The following is a 14,979-nucleotide window of genomic DNA, read 5'->3' as shown; positions in this document are numbered from 1 at the left end:
GGATTCTGTTTAAAAAACCGGCACCGCCTGCCTTGCAGGTGATGCCGGTTTAAAAGTTTAGTGGCGGTAGCGGCGGGATTTGAACCCGCGGAGGTTTTACCCTCACTCGCTTTCGAGGCGAGTACCTTCGGCCGCTCGGACACGCTACCGCAAGCTAGCGTAACGGTTGCGTGCCCGCGTGGCCAAATTCACCACGCCAAGCAGGCACTAGTTATTCTCTGCCTCGCGCTCCTCGCGCTTGTCTTCCACCTTTGCGGCAACCTCGTTAGCCTTGTCCTCAACCTTCGCGGCAACCTCGCTGGCCTTGTCCTTAATAGCGTCGCCAGCGTTAGCCACGGTCTCCTTAACGTTGCCAACCAGGTTGTCAGCCTTGCCCTCGTTCTGCAGCTTCTCGTTATCGGTCAGCTCGCCGAGGCCTTCCTTGATGTTGCCCTTGATCTGGTCGCCCTTGCCTTCCAAAGCCATGGTGTGCTCCTTTTCGTTTTATTGGTTAATAACAATTCCAACCATAGGCGCACTGCCGGCTGCAGCGCCATAACAATTCAGTCACGTAAACCGTTGAAAAAGGTGCTCATCAGCTGGCTAGTTGCTGCCTCCAGCACCCCGCCGCGCACTTCCACGGTGTGCAGGTGCCGCGGGTCCCTCAGCGCGTCCAGCACGCTGCCCACCGCGCCAGTCTTCGGTTCGAAAGCACCAAAGACCAGCGAGGACACCCGCGCCCCCAGGATCGCTCCAGCGCACATCGTGCACGGCTCCAGCGTGACCACCAGCTCGCACCCATCCAGCCGCCACGTCCCCAGGTTCTTGGCAGCTTGGCGGATCGCCTCCACCTCCGCATGAGCCGTTGGATCGCAGTTTGCTAATCGACGATTCGTCCCCACCCCCACCACTTCCCCACCCGGCCCGTAGACAATTGCCCCCACGGGCACATCCCCGGGCGGGGTTGTTCGGGCAATGGCGATGGCCTCATGCATCCGTGCCTCTGCGGTTTCTGCAGCTTCCATACCTTGCGCGCTACTTTTTAGAGGCACGGAGAAACTCGTCTGCAAAGTCCAGGTCCTCGGCGATGGTGAGCGCGAGGTCATGGGGCGCCGGATCGTCGTCAAGCAAAATGCTCATCATCTGCTCCGAAAGACCAAGGTCAGCGAGGATGTCGAAGTTTCCGTCAGCCCACGCCTCGGTGTCATCGAGCAGATCAATGTCAATGTCAGGGATCTCGAAACCGGCCTCTTCCAGGGCGTCTGCGGCGAAGTCGTCGTCGACGGCCATTGTGGCGTCGCTAATCAGGACCCGCACGCTGCTCGGGCCGGGGCGGACGATGAGCAGGTACTCATCCTCTACATTCAACATGGCGAACGCCGGCCCCTCACTGCGCAGGGCACGCACCGCGTCGATGGAAGTTGATATGTCCTCAAAATCATCCCTGAACCGGCGCACTGACCAGCCAGAATCCGTCCTTGCGACGGTAAGGGCATACCCCTCACTGTAAGAGTGGCTCATGGTTTCAACAGCGTAGTCGGCACGCGGCAGTTACAACAGGGGGTTAAACTCATGGTCCATGACCAAACTGCGACCTGTGTGCATTCTTGGCAATGGCCTCATCGGCGGCTCCCTGATGCGCGACCTTGCCGCGCACAACCACCTCACCTTTGGATACACGCACTCCAACGCAGGCGCACGCCAAGCAGCCGCAGACGGATTCGACGTGATCGTGGACCTTGAGGCCGTCTTGCGGCGTGCCGAGGATCTGGGCGCCCTCATCGTGATCGCCGTGCCGTTCGACGTGGTCGCTGAAATACTCGATGCCATCGCCAAGTGGGCGCCCAGCTGCGGCATTACCGACGTTGTGTCTGTAAAAGCGCCGGTCTACGCCCTAGTGCGTGAGCGCGGCATGCTGGAGCGCTACGTTGGCGGCCACCCGATGGCGGGGACGGAAGCGTCCGGTTGGGCGGCCTCCCAAACCGGACTGTTCGCGCGCGCGGCGTGGGTGGTCACGTATGACTACGCCGTGGAGTGCTCGGAGGGATCGGAGCGCTTGCCGCAGGAGTGGGCGGATCTTTTTGCCGATGTGTGCCGCATGGTTGCCCTCGTTGGCGCGGAGGCCGTGCCAGTTTCTGCGGAAGCGCACGACGAGGCCGTGGCGCGTGTGTCCCACCTGCCGCACGTGATGGCAGAAGCCCTGTCCATTGTTGGGGATCACGGCTACACGCTGGCGCAGTCGCTTGCCGCTGGTTCGTTTAAGGGCGCCACGCGCGTGGCCGGCACGCAGCCGTCTTTGGTGCGCAACATGTGTGAAACCAATGCGGAGCCGCTTGTCAAGGTACTTGATGAATACATTGACCTGCTGGTTCGCGCCCGCGAGGGTCTTGCTTCCGAGAACCCGACGATGGAGTGGCTGGCCGAGTCCGGCTACCGCGCGCACGTGCGCATGAACGCGCGCTCGGGTGCGCGCCGCGAGTCCGTCTCGCCAGTGGCCATTTCCTCGCGTCCGGTGATGCGCGTACACCCGGGCGGGCCTGGCTGGGTGAAGCAGCTGAAGCAGATCGAGTCCCTCGGCGGGCGCGTCGAGGTGTTCTAGTCACGTCGGCGGCTGCCCGCCCCCTACCAAACGCAAATATGCAGGGGAAGATATGCAGGTTCCCTGGTCAGAGCGTTTTTTCAATAAGGGGCCCGTTAATGAAAACGGTCCGTGACCTGCAGACCTGCATATCTTCCCCTGCATATTTGTTGAACCCGGAGCAGCCCTTAGGCGACCGGGTGCAGGGGTTTCGGGGGCTTATGCTTCCCGACGCCTACCCATCGCCACATACGCCCCACCAATGAGCATCGCGAGGATACCCAGCGTGATGACCGTGGTCATCGGGGTACCGGTATCCGCCAGATCACCGTCGCGGGTGCTGGTGGTGATCTTGGAGGTGGACTTCGAGGTCGACTTGGACGTGGACTTCGCGCTGTTCTTCGACGTCGACTTCGCCGCAGTGGTGGAACGGCCCGTGGACACCTTGCCGTTAAGCGTGGTCGAACGCGCCGACGTAGTGGTCTTCGTGGTGGTACCACGGTTAGCCAAACCAGCACCCAACGCAGCCGGACCAGCAAGCGCAGCCACCAGCGGCTCAACCTGCTTGATCACGTCCAAGATCTGCTCCGGCGTGTTCTTGGTCGTGCTAGTGGTGGTCTTCTTGCTCTTCGGGAGCACGAGCTCCGCACCGTCGTCCTTACGGGAGACGTTCTTGCGCACCGTGTCAAAGCCCGACGGAGCCGTACGAACACCGAGCATGACGTGATCGCCGTTGCCGACGTTGCCCGGGATCGTCACCATGACCAGGCCTTCCGAATCGGTCAGGCCATCAACTTCAATTGCTAGACCATGCACGCTGTACACCTCAGCGTTCTGTACCGGATCGCCGTTCTCAGTCCTCACGGTGATACCGATGGTCACAGTCTTGCGCTCAGCGGTCGTTTTAGTAGTCGAGGTAGTCGTCGGCGTGTAGGTGAACGGAAGCGTGACCTCTTCAATATGGCCCGTGGACTTGGACAGGGTCAGCGTCTTCACATGAGAGTCATAGGTGACGTAGAAAAGACGTTGCTCGCCCACCAGAGAACGCGGAATCGACACAACACCACTGCTATTCGTCTTCAGCTGAATGGGATTTCCATCCGTGGTAATGGTCGCGCCTTCAACATTCTTGCCCTTCTCGTCCTGCACGAGCAGTCGAATGTTTTCGCTCTGGGTACCCTCAGCAGGCTTCGGGTTAGCCTCCGGCTGCTTGTCTTCCGGCTTCGGCTCAGCTGCCGGGTCCTTCGGATCAGCAGGGTCCTCCGCAGGCTTGTCCTCGGCTACCGGATCGTCGGCCTTCTTGTCTTCCGGCTTATCGGCCGGCTTCTCTTCCCGCTTGTCCTCGGCCGGCTTCTCTTCCTGCTTGTCCTCGACAGCCGTGTCCTCCAGGACGGTGACGCGCATGCGGGTTTCGCCAGCGTCGACAACGTAGGGCTCGTCCTGAATGTAGGCAATGACGTCCTCGCCCGGAATGGTCAGGGACTTCTGGCCGTTCTTGTCCGTCTTGCCGGAAATGTCCGTACCCGCGATCTCAATCTCGGCGTTGCGCACGGCGTAGCCGTCCGGGCTCACCACAGAGAACAACACGTTACGGGTCTCAGCAGGGGTAACCGTGCTGGAGACTGCAACCGGACCGGTCTCAGAGGGAGTCTCGGAGGGAGTCTCGGAGGGGGTTTCGGGGGCGTCGGAGGAGAGCACGTTGGCGTCGTTACGCAAGGGCTCAGCCTCAGCCTGGGTTTCGGACGGGGTCGGCTCTGCGGTCTCACCAACAACCGTCGGGGCAGTTGGGTTCACCTTGTCAACAGCATTAGCCAGATTGCCCGCGGCGTTGCCAATGCGCTCCAGGTCACGCACAACCTCAGCAGCATTGACCTGTGAAGACGGCTTCACCGCATCACGTGCGTACTCGCCAGGCAGCGGATCCGGCTTCACAAACTGCGTCACCGGCTTGTAACCCGCGCCAACCGGCAGGTACGCCAGCTCACGGAAGTTATCCACCACAGTGTTGCCAAAGTAGGACGCCACCAGGTCAGTGCCGCGCAGCTCGACGCTCTTCGCAGCGTCATCCGCAAACACAAACGTGCCGTCGCCCTTGGTGTAGGCGTAGTTCAGATCCCCAATGCCGTCCAGGCTAAAGCCCGGGCGGATGGTCACCGGATCAACCGTAACCTTGCCGGTCTTGGTATCCAAGGTCCACTTGTACATGCGGTCACGGTCACGAGAGATGGCGTAGAGCTCATGGGTCTTCTCCGGGTCAATGCCGGAAGCCCACGCGCTAGGAATGCCAATGTCACCCACGTTTGACGGCATGGTGATCTTGCCGGACTTCACGGCCAGCGCTCGAGCGTCCGTGATCTTGTCCGACAGCAGCGAATTAGTCAGATCGTCCTTAGACAGATCAATCGTGCGGAACTCCGCGCCCGAGAACAGCACCAACGTACCCGCCGGGGTGATGGACGCAGAGGCAACGTCCTTCGTATTAATACCGCGCAGGTCGAGCGGGCCGAGGTCCGCCAGCTCATGAATATCCGGCTTGATACGCAGCAGGTGGCCGGCCGGTTTGCCGTCCTCACCAGTAGAGATACCGTAAATACGGTCAGCGCCCGGGTTGTAGGCAACAGCCGTGTACGTCCAGCCGCCCGAAGAGTAACGAGCACCCGCAGAACCACTGCCAGGGCGAACACGCTGTGTCACTGCCGCGCCGACCTGGTCAAGATTGCGGCCCAGCATGGAATTCAGCTGGTTCAGACCACGTGCAATGTCATTCGGCTTGATCGCAGCCTGTGACTGCACTGGGGTCAGCGCAAACGTTCCGGCAACGGCAGCTGCCAGCGCAATACCCGCGACACGGGTGTTCCTGGAGTTTTTCATGGGTACCTCTCGTAGATTTTGGGCGCGCTCGAGCACGGCCCAGAAAGCCACGTCTCAATGTACTTGTGTCACAGAGGTATCTCAATACGACAAACTATGGTGTTGCCCAAAACACCCAGGCAAAAGAAAAAACCCTGGTCTCCCAGGGTTTTCGGTTGGTGCGCCCGGAGGTGTCCGAAGTCACGACATAGTTGACACAGCGTGACTGGGAGAACCTTCCTGATGGTTGACAGGTCAGCCGCGACATGATTGACACTTAGCCAGGGGAAACTACCTGGGGTGAAGGTTGACACCTCAGCTGCGACATCGTTGACACTCTCCCCAACCACCGCGTGGCGCGAAGGCAGACGGGGATCAGTCGCGACATCGTTGACAAATGAACAGCCCCAACCGCAACCTCGCAATTGTTAAAGCCGTACGAGACCAAGGTGAACCAGCTGCCAAAGTCGCCAAACGATTCGGGATCTCGCGCCAACGCGTCTACAAGATCCTGGCCGACTTCGACGCCGGCGGACCTGAAGCAATCGCCCCGAAATCCCGCGCACCACACACCCACCCCCAGGCGATACCCGAACACCTGCGCAAACACATCATCGAAATGCGCAAAGAACTCACCAGAGCCGGACTCGACGCAGGTCCAGACACCATCGCCTTTCACCTACAACGACAAGGCCTACGCGTGCCATCAACCTCCACTATCCGCCGCATTATCACCAACGCAGGCCTAGTTACTCCGCAACCCCAAAAGAAGCCACGAAGCTCCTACATTCGCTTCGAAGCCGAAATGCCCAATGAATGCTGGCAAGCCGACATCACCCACCTTTTCCTCGCCGACGGCACTCGTGTAGAAGTCCTCGACTTCCTCGACGACCACTCCCGCTACCTGCTGTCAATCACCGCTCAGCACGCGTTTACAGGCACTGCAGTGGCAGAACAGCTCCAACGCCTCATCAACACCTATGGGCCACCCGCATCCACGCTCACTGACAACGGGCTGGTATTCACAGCACGACTCGCAGGCCGGAAAGGAGGGCGCAACGCCTTTGAGAAAACCCTCAACCATCACCGTATTCAACAGAAAAACGGCCGACCCGGGCACCCACAAACCCAAGGCAAGATCGAACGATTCCACCAGACACTCAAACGCTGGATCAAAGCACAACCACCAGCAGAAACAATTACCCAACTACAACAACAACTCGACGAATTCGCTGGGTACTACAACACACAGCGGCCCCATCGAGCACTCGGACGCCGCACACCCGAGCAGGCCTATACCACAGGCCCCAAAGCCCAACCCACGGACAACCCAAATGACGAATGGCGCATCCGCAACGACATCGTCGGTGTCAACGGCAAGGTCACCATCCGCTACGCCGGAAGGCTCTACCACCTAGGCATCGGACGCGCCTACGGCGGCAAGCACATCCTGATGGTCATCACCGACAACCACGTCACCACATCGCTAAAAGAGACCGGCGAAATCATCACCGAGCACTACATCGACACATCCCGCAATTACCAAAAACCATACTGGCGAAAAGGCCAACCCCCACTGACCTAAAAACAAAACCGGCACCTCAGAAAAATAAAAACCGAGGCACCGGTTTGTCCACCATGTCGCGACTGAGTTGTCAACTATGTCGCGACTGAGGACATGGTGCGCCCGGAGGGATTCGAACCCCCAACCTTCTGATCCGTAGTCAGATGCTCTATCCGTTGAGCTACGGGCGCTTGCAACGTGCTAAAACATTACACCCGTTGCAAGAAAGCGCCAAAACCCCAGCTCAAAGGCGAAAGCGGCTACAGCCCCAGCACGGCTTTCGCGATGAGGAAATAAATAATCAGGCCCGTGGCGTCACAGAACGTGGAGATGAACGGGTTGGAAAACACCGCCGGGTCCGCGCCAATGGTCTTGGCCAGGATCGGCATGACGCCGCCCACGGTTGCGGACATGGTGCAGATACTCAGCAGGGTTGCGCCGATGATGATGCCAATGTCACTGCCAAAGACCACCCATCCCAGCACCAACCCCAGCGTGCCCAAGACCAGGCCCAACATCAGGCCGACCCGGACTTCGCGCCACATGACGGGGAGGATGTCGCGCGTGCGGACGTCGTTAAGAGCCAAAGCCCTTGTAACAGTGGTGGCTGCCTGGTTGCCGGTGTTGCCGCCGGTGCCGGTGAGCAGGGGGATGAAGAGGGAAAGGACGGTGACCTGCGCGATTGTCCCTTCGAAGACATCGAGCACCTGCACCGTCAGGATCGCGGAGACCGCCAGCACCAGCAGCCACACAATGCGGGAGCGGAACAACTCGCGCACCGGGGTGGACAGGTACGGGCGGCGCAGCGCCTCGGCACCACCTTGGCGGGCGGTGTCCTCACTGTCGGCGTCCTCGATCACATCGTGCGCCTCGTCATAGGTAAATACGCCGACAAGCCGCTTGTCCGCATCAACCACCGGCACCGCAATGTTGGTGGTGGCCAGCAGCCAACGCGCCGTGTCCTCCGCACTGTCGGTGGCCCTCGCCCACACGGGCTCACGCATGACCTGGCCGATCGTGGTGGCGTTGGTGACAAACAGGTCCTTCAGTTCGGCCACACCGACCAGCATCAGATCATCATCCACAACAGGCAGCAGGTAGATCGTCTCCAGGTCAGCAGCCTGGGCTTTTAGCTTATCGACGACCACGCCAACCCCCTCATCCGCCCCCACCGCCAACACGTCCGGGGACATATGGCGACCAACAGTGCCCTTCTCATAACCAAGCAGCGCGTTGGTGCTTTCGCGCTCCTCCTCATCCAGACCGGACATAACCTGGTCCGCGATCTCCGCCGGCAGGTTATCCAGCAGCTGCACGCGGTCCTCCGCGCCAAGCGCGGCGAACAGGCTGGTCACGGACTCATCGGACAGGGCTTCAACCAGGTCGGCCTGGTGCGCCGGGTCGAGCGCGTCGAACACTGCGGTGGCGCGCTGCGGGGGCAGCAGGCGCAAAAGCACAGCGCCGCGGGAGGAGGACTGGCGCTCAATCAGTTCAATGATTTGGCGCAGGGGGACGTCTTCAAGCGAGGCCTGCATACGCTCAAGCTCGGCCGCGTCAAGGTCAGTGCTCAGGTTCTTACCCAGCGCCTTTTCCAGCTCGTAGATTGCCTCATCAGCGTCGACTGCCATTCTCACCCTCTCCTTACCCCCGTTAAGCCCCCTGTATTAATACTTTTAACTTTTGCGATACTACCTAGTAGTTTTTTCGTAGCTTTATGCGTTACGTACGTTATCCCAGTCACCGAAGGGTTTACATATGGCTCATCCGATTCGCTCGCGCCGCGTCACAATTGCCGCTGGCGTCCTGTCTGTTGCACTCGTAGCACCCCTAGTGGCTACCCCCGAGAGCACCACCCCGTTCGTCTCTGTTGCACAGGCGCAGACCGCCGATGCATTTGCAGAGCGCTTCACCACCTCCAACTTCTGGGAAGTGGACGAGGCTGTCGTTGAAGGCCTGGAGCTGGAGCCGGGGACAACGGTTGCACAGACCACCAACACCATCTGGAGCTGGCAGTTCCGCAATGAGGACGGCAAGCTGATCATTGGCCGCCCAAGGTCCGGCTTTGGCGCTGGCGATAAGGACATTCGCGTCAAGGTGACGCCGGCAACCGGCTCGGCGTACACCACCACCTTGAAGCTGACCGTGGTTGATGCAGAGCCGGAGGCGGTTGACAAGGACAAGTTCAACGAAAGCTACACCACCGCCAACTTCTGGGGCGTGCAGGAAGCAGTTGTTGAGGGTCTTGAACTGGATCCGGAGACCAAGGTTTCCCCGACTACCAGCACTGTTTTTAACTGGAACTTCCGTAATGACGACGGCACCTTGACCCTCATCCGCCCCTCGAATCCCGGCTCCTTCAAAGCTGGTGAGCAGGAAATCAACGTTTCCGTTTCTGAACCCAACGGTGTGAAGTACACGACCACGCTGAAGGTCAACGTGGTTGACCAGGCGCCGGAATCCGTCGAAAAGCCGAAGCTCGAGCAGCGCTACGACACCGCAAACTTCTGGAATGTGAACGAGGCCGCAATTGAGGGCCTTGAGCTGGACCCGGAGACCAAGATCTCCACGACTGCAAACGCCATCTGGAACTGGACTCTGCGCAATGACGGCGGCAAGCTCACCCTCGTCCGTCCGACGTCCAGCGCTTCCTACTCCACCGGGGAGAAGGACATCAACGTTGCTGTTGCTGAGGCCAACGGCTTGAACTACACGACAACGCTGAAGGTCAACGTGGTTGAGCAAGCGCCGGAGCCAGTTGAGCAGCCGAAGCTTGAGCAGCGCTACCCCACTGCGAACTTCTGGAACGCGAATGAGGCTGCTGTTGAGGGCCTTGAGCTGGAGCCAGGCACCACGATTGCGCCGCGCGCGAACACCGCGTTCAACTGGGGCTTCCGTAACGACGACGGCAAGCTCACCCTCATCCGTCCATCCTCCGCCGCAGCGTTTAACACCGGCGACCAGGACATCCCTGTCACGGTGACTGAGGAAAACGGCCTGAATTACCCGGCCACCCTGAAGGTGAAGGTGCTTGATCAGCGCACCGCCAAGGAGTGGGAGGAGCAGCTGCAGAAGACCTACGACATGGACTTTGAAAAGTCTGCTGCTCCGAAGCCCCTGACTGAGATCACGCTTCCGGAGGGCGTTGAGCTGTCCAAGAAGGAGATCATCCACCCATCCGGTTGGGGCGTATCGGTTGAAAACGGCGTTGTGAACGTGAAGCCGGCCGCAACCTTCATCGAGGGCTTCTTCGAGCTTCCGGTGACGGTCAATGACGGCACCGACACCTTCGAGGCGAAGCTGCGCATCAACGCACGTAACCCGCAGTCTTCCGCCACCGACGTAGCCGGCGGTGTTGCTGGCACGCTTGGCAAACTCCTCGGCGGCCTCCTCGGCGTACCTAACCTGGGCAACCTGCTCGGCGGTCTGCTGGGCGGCGGCGGTTCCGGTGATGGTTCCGGTGACGGCTCTGGCGGCGGCTCTGGCCGTTTGATCAACATCGTGGTCACGAACAACGCCAACAACAACGGCAGCCCAAACGTCAACGTTGTGGTCACGGGTAACGCGAACAACAACGGTTCCAACAATGGCTCCAACAACAGCGTGGTCATTACGGACAACGCCAACCCGCGCGACAACTTCTCCAACAACGGCAACCCGGTAATCACGAATAACGGCAACCCAGTGATCACCGGCAACGCCAACAACAACGGTTCCAACAACGGTTCCAACAACACCGTGACGGACAACGGCAACCCGTCCGTGATCATCACGGACAACGCGAACCCACGCGATAACTTCTCCAACAACGGCTCGAACAACAGCGCCATTGTGACCGGTAACGCCAACCCAGTCATCACCGGCAACGCGAACAACAACGGCTCGAACAACAGCGCCATTGTGACCGGTAACGCCAACCCGACGGTGGACATCCGCGACAACGGTTCCAACAACAGCGCCATTGTGACCGGTAACGCCAACCCGACTGTGGTTGTCACTGGAAACGCCAACCCGCAGATCGGCGGCGGTCTTGGTAGCGCGCTCGGCGGCTCCTCCAAGCGCGGCGAGCAGGGTGGCGAAGGCGACCAGGACGCTGGCAAGGGCGGTTCCAGCAATGGTGGCTCCAGCGGTAACGGCTCCAGCATCGGCGCAGACGTTGAAACCACCGGTGGTCTTTCTGACCCGCGCTGCATCGCTTCCCTGGCCGGCCTGGGTGTTCCGCTGCTGCTGGCTATCCCTGTAGCGCTTGCACAGAGCGTTGGTGCTCCGGATGCTGCTGGCTTGGCGCCGCAGCTGCAGCGCACGCTTGAAGACGCAGCCCGCAACTTCGGCGTACAACCCACCGACCTGACCGCGATCGCGGGTGGCGTCATTGGCGCCATCCTCACCGTCGCGGCAATCGGTGCAGCGACCACCTGCATCCCGAAGGTTCGCAACGTCGGCGTAGAGATTCGCGGCCCACAGAAGCCGGGTCTCTCCACCGCTGCACTGCCGGCAGTAGAGCCGAAGGCTGTCTAGTCTGGCCCTTTCCGCTGTGACGTAGAGCGTTCAAGGCACCGAAAGGCACCGAAAGGCACCGCCCCTCTGTTTTGGGCGGTGCCTTTTGCGTTGATGGGGTTTGTAAGAGGGGCCGAAGTGAGACAATGGCGACATGTCTGATGAGCTTGCCGCGGTCATTGCCTCCCGCCCCCAATGCGAACTACATCTCGCCACAGCTGTCCATCCCATCACCCAGCAGATGCTCGGCGATGGTTACTCGATTCTGGACCCAAGCCGAAAGATTTGGGTCAGCGAGGTTGCTGACGAACTCCGCCGTCGTATTGAGGACAACCCCATCCGTGGGAAGAGTCAAACGCAATGGGAAAAGCTTCGTGAACAATTAACCGGCGCCGCGCCCGAAGTCATCCTCTTGGCCGCCGAGATTGTCATCTTGCGTGAACATCCGATAAACGGATCCCAAGCTGTGACTCGACGTCAGCACCTCGAAGACGTCTTGGCAATCTTGGATCATCCGATTGAGATTCCAAAAGATGTCGTCTCGTGGATGTCTACTACCTCCACTTGTGGTTTCAAGCCCGGGCAAAGCTACTACGGGTCCTTGTGGCGCCAGATCATCTGGGTATCGAATTTCATCAAAGCTTGGGATTCACAAACACCAGAACAAAAAGTTACATCACGGCAAGACCCCTGGACCTTAGAGAGATGCATGCTTGACTCAGGTGAGGACCGATCAGACATCAGGAACGCTTTCCAGTTCCTCATCTTTCCTGAGTACTTTGAGCCAATCTCCAGCCAAGATATGAAGGTGCGCATTCGTGACGCCTTCGCAGGCCGACTGGGCTCCGCTTCATCCGACTCTCCACTCGATGTGGACCAAGATCTTCTTAGGGTTCGGCTTTTACTCAGCCAAGAGATCAGTGAGCCCTTCCACTTCTGGAGCTCAAACGTTCGTCCGCTGTGGGACAAAGATGCCGTCCAAGTTGAACCTGATGTGGAACCTCGGGGCATCCACTACTGGTTGTTCGCTCCTGGACAAGGCGGCGATAACTGGGAAGTGCAATACGCCGACGGTGTCATGGCCATCGGCTGGGAGGAAGTCGGTGACTTGTCTCAGTACGGTTCCCGCGAACAGATTCGCCAGGCTCTCCCGACCGACCAGAATGGGCCTAACAACACACTCGCCCTGTGGGAGTTTCAAAACTCGATACAGCCTGGCGATATCGTCTTCGCCAAGCGTGGGCGCAGGGAAATCATTGGAAGAGGGCGAGTAACCTCTGGCCCACGACACGAACCAGAGCGAATTGGTTTCCCCAACGTCCGGGACGTTGAGTGGACCGACACTGGTAGTTGGGAACATCCCGGTGATGCGGTTGTAAAAACACTGACTGACATCACTCGCTACACGGACTACGTGAAGGATCTTGAGAACCTATTTGGGGATGATCCATCGGAAAGCATCCCAGCGACTGAATTCGCTTCCTACAGCAAAGAACAATTCCTCAAAGAGGTTTATCTTCCAGAAGAGAAGTACGACCGCCTGCGTTCCTTGCTCATGCGGAAAAAGAACGTCATTCTTGCTGGCCCTCCAGGTGTAGGAAAGACATTCTCTGCGAAGCGACTCGCTTACTCAATCATGGGCGAGATGGATAAAAACCGAATCCGTACGGTTCAGTTTCACCAGAGCTTTAGCTACGAAGATTTCATGATGGGATATCGCCCGACGGAATCGGGTGGTTTCAAACTGGAAAACGGCCCTTTTTATGACTTTTGCCTCGAAGCGCAAAAGGACGAAACCGGACAGCCGTATTTCTTCATCATCGATGAAATCAACCGAGGAAATATCTCAAAGATTTTCGGTGAACTTCTCATGCTGATCGAAGCCGATAAGCGTGGACAAAGTCTCCGACTCCTCTACAGGAATGAAAAGTTTTCAGTACCAGAAAATCTGCACATCATCGGGATGATGAACACTGCAGACCGAAGTATTGCTGTTCTGGACTATGCGCTACGCCGACGCTTCGGATTCTTCGAAATGAGACCAGCATTCGACTCATCCCAGTTCAAAAGGCAAATGGAAGCCCAAGAGAGTGAAGCTTTCGATGCTCTTGTCGCAACGATCCAAGATCTCAACCTTGAGATCGAAAACGACCCGACGTTAGGCCGCGGCTTTGCCATCGGGCACAGCTATCTCACTCTCCCCGAAGGTGCCGCACCTGATGAGGCATGGCTTTCTTCCGTTGTTGAGGATGAGCTAATCCCGCTACTCGACGAGTACTGGTTCGATGAACAAAGCCGAGTCGAAGAATGGGGATTCAAGCTCAGGACCGCGATCGATGTCTGAAACCTCTGTCCTGATCGGCAATGTTTACGTCATGATGGCGTATGCATTTAGATCTGTCCATCACCGAGAAGCCGCACTTCGCGGTGAAATCGAGTTCGATCATCTTCATGAGCTCTTAGCTCATCTCATTGGATCCGAAACCAGCCGCCAGGTACGACGAGGCCTTCACAAGCAGTATGTCCCCCACGAAGAAGAGCTCACCACTGTTCGAGGAAAAATCGATGTCAATCGGTCGGTGATGCGTAACGCGACTTCACGGGGACGATTGGTCTGCCTGTTTGATGAGTTCAGCGAGGACACGCAACACAATCGTGCAGTGAAGTCAGCATTGAACACCCTTATCCAACACGGTTCAGTTACTCAGGAACGCAAACGTTTCCTTAAACGCCTAATCAGCCACTTTGCCGGTGTATCGGATGTCCCGTTGCGCATAGTCGACTGGAATTCATTGCCCTACCAGCGCACGAATTCCTCGTACCGAGCATTGATCCAGTACTGCCAGTTCTTGGCGGAGGGTCTATTGCCTTCAGACGAACCGGGCGAATCGCTGTTGACATGGGCAACAGATGACTCGTTGAACGATCTTTTCGAACGCTTCGTCCGTGAGTACTTCGCTGTTCACTATCCTCAGCTCAACAGTCGCGCCTCAAACGTCGTGTGGTCTGTCGATGATGGCCTTGAGTTGCCATCACAGCTACCAGCGATGCGCACCGACGTCACGCTCACTGACCGACAACGAACACTGATCATTGACACGAAGCTCTACAGCAGCCCCCTCCAACTCGGACGCTGGGGAAAAGCTTCACTTCATTCTGGGAACCTGTATCAGCTATTCACCTATGTGAAGAATGCCGACACGATGCAGGATGGTTCAGTAAGTGGCCTGCTCCTCTACGCGAAAACAACTGCGCAGGAGCATCCCGATTTAGACACCCGGATCCAGGGAAACAGAATTCGAGCGACCACGCTCGATCTCACCCTGCCATGGCCTGAAGTCCGCCAAACTCTCGATGCCATAGTAGATCTCTGGTGACTAGTTAGTTGTTGGAATCCGGTGTCACGCCCTGGCAGTCACGCCCTGGCCCCGCGCGATACGACTTGCAGCGACTACTCCCTATTTTTTCAAGAAATTCTTCGACCTCGGTCACAATTACGCACCGGAAAAATGGC

General features: G+C 58.5%; 10 protein-coding genes and 2 tRNA genes. 5 read left to right on the top strand and 7 right to left on the bottom strand.

The window, feature by feature from the left end; all coding sequences use genetic code 11:
* Positions 1 to 61: 61 nt before the first annotated feature.
* The 4 genes from I6I71_RS03555 to I6I71_RS03540 form a co-directional block, all read right to left on the bottom strand.
* A tRNA-Ser gene (locus I6I71_RS03555) sits at positions 62 to 149 on the bottom strand.
* A 58-nt stretch (positions 150 to 207) separates the two neighbouring features.
* On the bottom strand, positions 208 to 465 hold the full coding sequence (locus I6I71_RS03550) for a CsbD family protein (RefSeq protein ID WP_070494865.1): 258 nt from the start codon (positions 463 to 465) through the stop codon (positions 208 to 210).
* 77 nt (positions 466 to 542) lie between these two features.
* Positions 543 to 1,004, bottom strand: coding sequence for a nucleoside deaminase (locus I6I71_RS03545; RefSeq protein ID WP_236587382.1), 462 nt, complete (start codon positions 1,002 to 1,004; stop codon positions 543 to 545).
* A gap of 10 nt (positions 1,005 to 1,014) precedes the next feature.
* Positions 1,015 to 1,500: a tRNA adenosine deaminase-associated protein gene (locus I6I71_RS03540; protein WP_201822271.1), complete on the bottom strand. Its 486-nt coding sequence runs from the start codon at positions 1,498 to 1,500 to the stop codon at positions 1,015 to 1,017.
* Between the two features lie 58 nt (positions 1,501 to 1,558).
* Here I6I71_RS03540 and I6I71_RS03535 point away from each other — a divergent pair, with 58 nt between their 5' ends.
* Positions 1,559 to 2,578 carry a prephenate dehydrogenase gene (locus I6I71_RS03535; RefSeq protein ID WP_201822269.1) on the top strand — a complete coding sequence of 340 codons (1,020 nt, stop codon included), beginning with the start codon at positions 1,559 to 1,561 and terminating at the stop codon, positions 2,576 to 2,578.
* Between the two features lie 198 nt (positions 2,579 to 2,776).
* On the opposite strand, the gene I6I71_RS03530 is transcribed toward I6I71_RS03535, so the two are convergent.
* Positions 2,777 to 5,428 carry a prolipoprotein diacylglyceryl transferase gene (locus I6I71_RS03530; RefSeq protein WP_201822267.1) on the bottom strand — a complete coding sequence of 884 codons (2,652 nt, stop codon included), beginning with the start codon at positions 5,426 to 5,428 and terminating at the stop codon, positions 2,777 to 2,779.
* A 376-nt stretch (positions 5,429 to 5,804) separates the two neighbouring features.
* On the opposite strand from I6I71_RS03530, the gene I6I71_RS03525 reads away from it, so the two are divergent.
* The gene (locus I6I71_RS03525; protein WP_201821455.1) at positions 5,805 to 6,992 is read left to right on the top strand and encodes an IS481 family transposase; all 1,188 of its coding nucleotides are present in this window, start codon (positions 5,805 to 5,807) and stop codon (positions 6,990 to 6,992) included.
* Between the two features lie 94 nt (positions 6,993 to 7,086).
* On the opposite strand, the gene I6I71_RS03520 is transcribed toward I6I71_RS03525, so the two are convergent.
* A tRNA-Arg gene (locus I6I71_RS03520) sits at positions 7,087 to 7,162 on the bottom strand.
* Between the two features lie 69 nt (positions 7,163 to 7,231).
* Positions 7,232 to 8,599: a magnesium transporter gene (mgtE, locus tag I6I71_RS03515; RefSeq protein WP_201822265.1), complete on the bottom strand. Its 1,368-nt coding sequence runs from the start codon at positions 8,597 to 8,599 to the stop codon at positions 7,232 to 7,234.
* A gap of 127 nt (positions 8,600 to 8,726) precedes the next feature.
* Between mgtE and I6I71_RS03510 the strand changes: the two genes are divergently transcribed.
* The 3 genes from I6I71_RS03510 (at position 8,727) to I6I71_RS03500 (ending at position 14,842) form a co-directional block, all read left to right on the top strand.
* Positions 8,727 to 11,486 carry a hypothetical protein gene (locus I6I71_RS03510; protein WP_201822263.1) on the top strand — a complete coding sequence of 920 codons (2,760 nt, stop codon included), beginning with the start codon at positions 8,727 to 8,729 and terminating at the stop codon, positions 11,484 to 11,486.
* 133 nt (positions 11,487 to 11,619) lie between these two features.
* On the top strand, positions 11,620 to 13,809 hold the full coding sequence (locus I6I71_RS03505) for an AAA family ATPase (RefSeq protein ID WP_101733689.1): 2,190 nt from the start codon (positions 11,620 to 11,622) through the stop codon (positions 13,807 to 13,809).
* The gene (locus I6I71_RS03500; RefSeq protein ID WP_180950498.1) at positions 13,802 to 14,842 is read left to right on the top strand and encodes a 5-methylcytosine restriction system specificity protein McrC; all 1,041 of its coding nucleotides are present in this window, start codon (positions 13,802 to 13,804) and stop codon (positions 14,840 to 14,842) included. Before I6I71_RS03505 ends, I6I71_RS03500 begins: the two co-directional genes overlap by 8 nt.
* Positions 14,843 to 14,979 lie beyond the last annotated feature (137 nt).

Source organism: Corynebacterium riegelii (genome assembly GCF_016728505.1).
GTDB classification, from domain to species: Bacteria; Actinomycetota; Actinomycetes; order Mycobacteriales; family Mycobacteriaceae; genus Corynebacterium; species Corynebacterium riegelii.
This window is presented reverse-complemented; position numbering and strand designations above follow the sequence as displayed.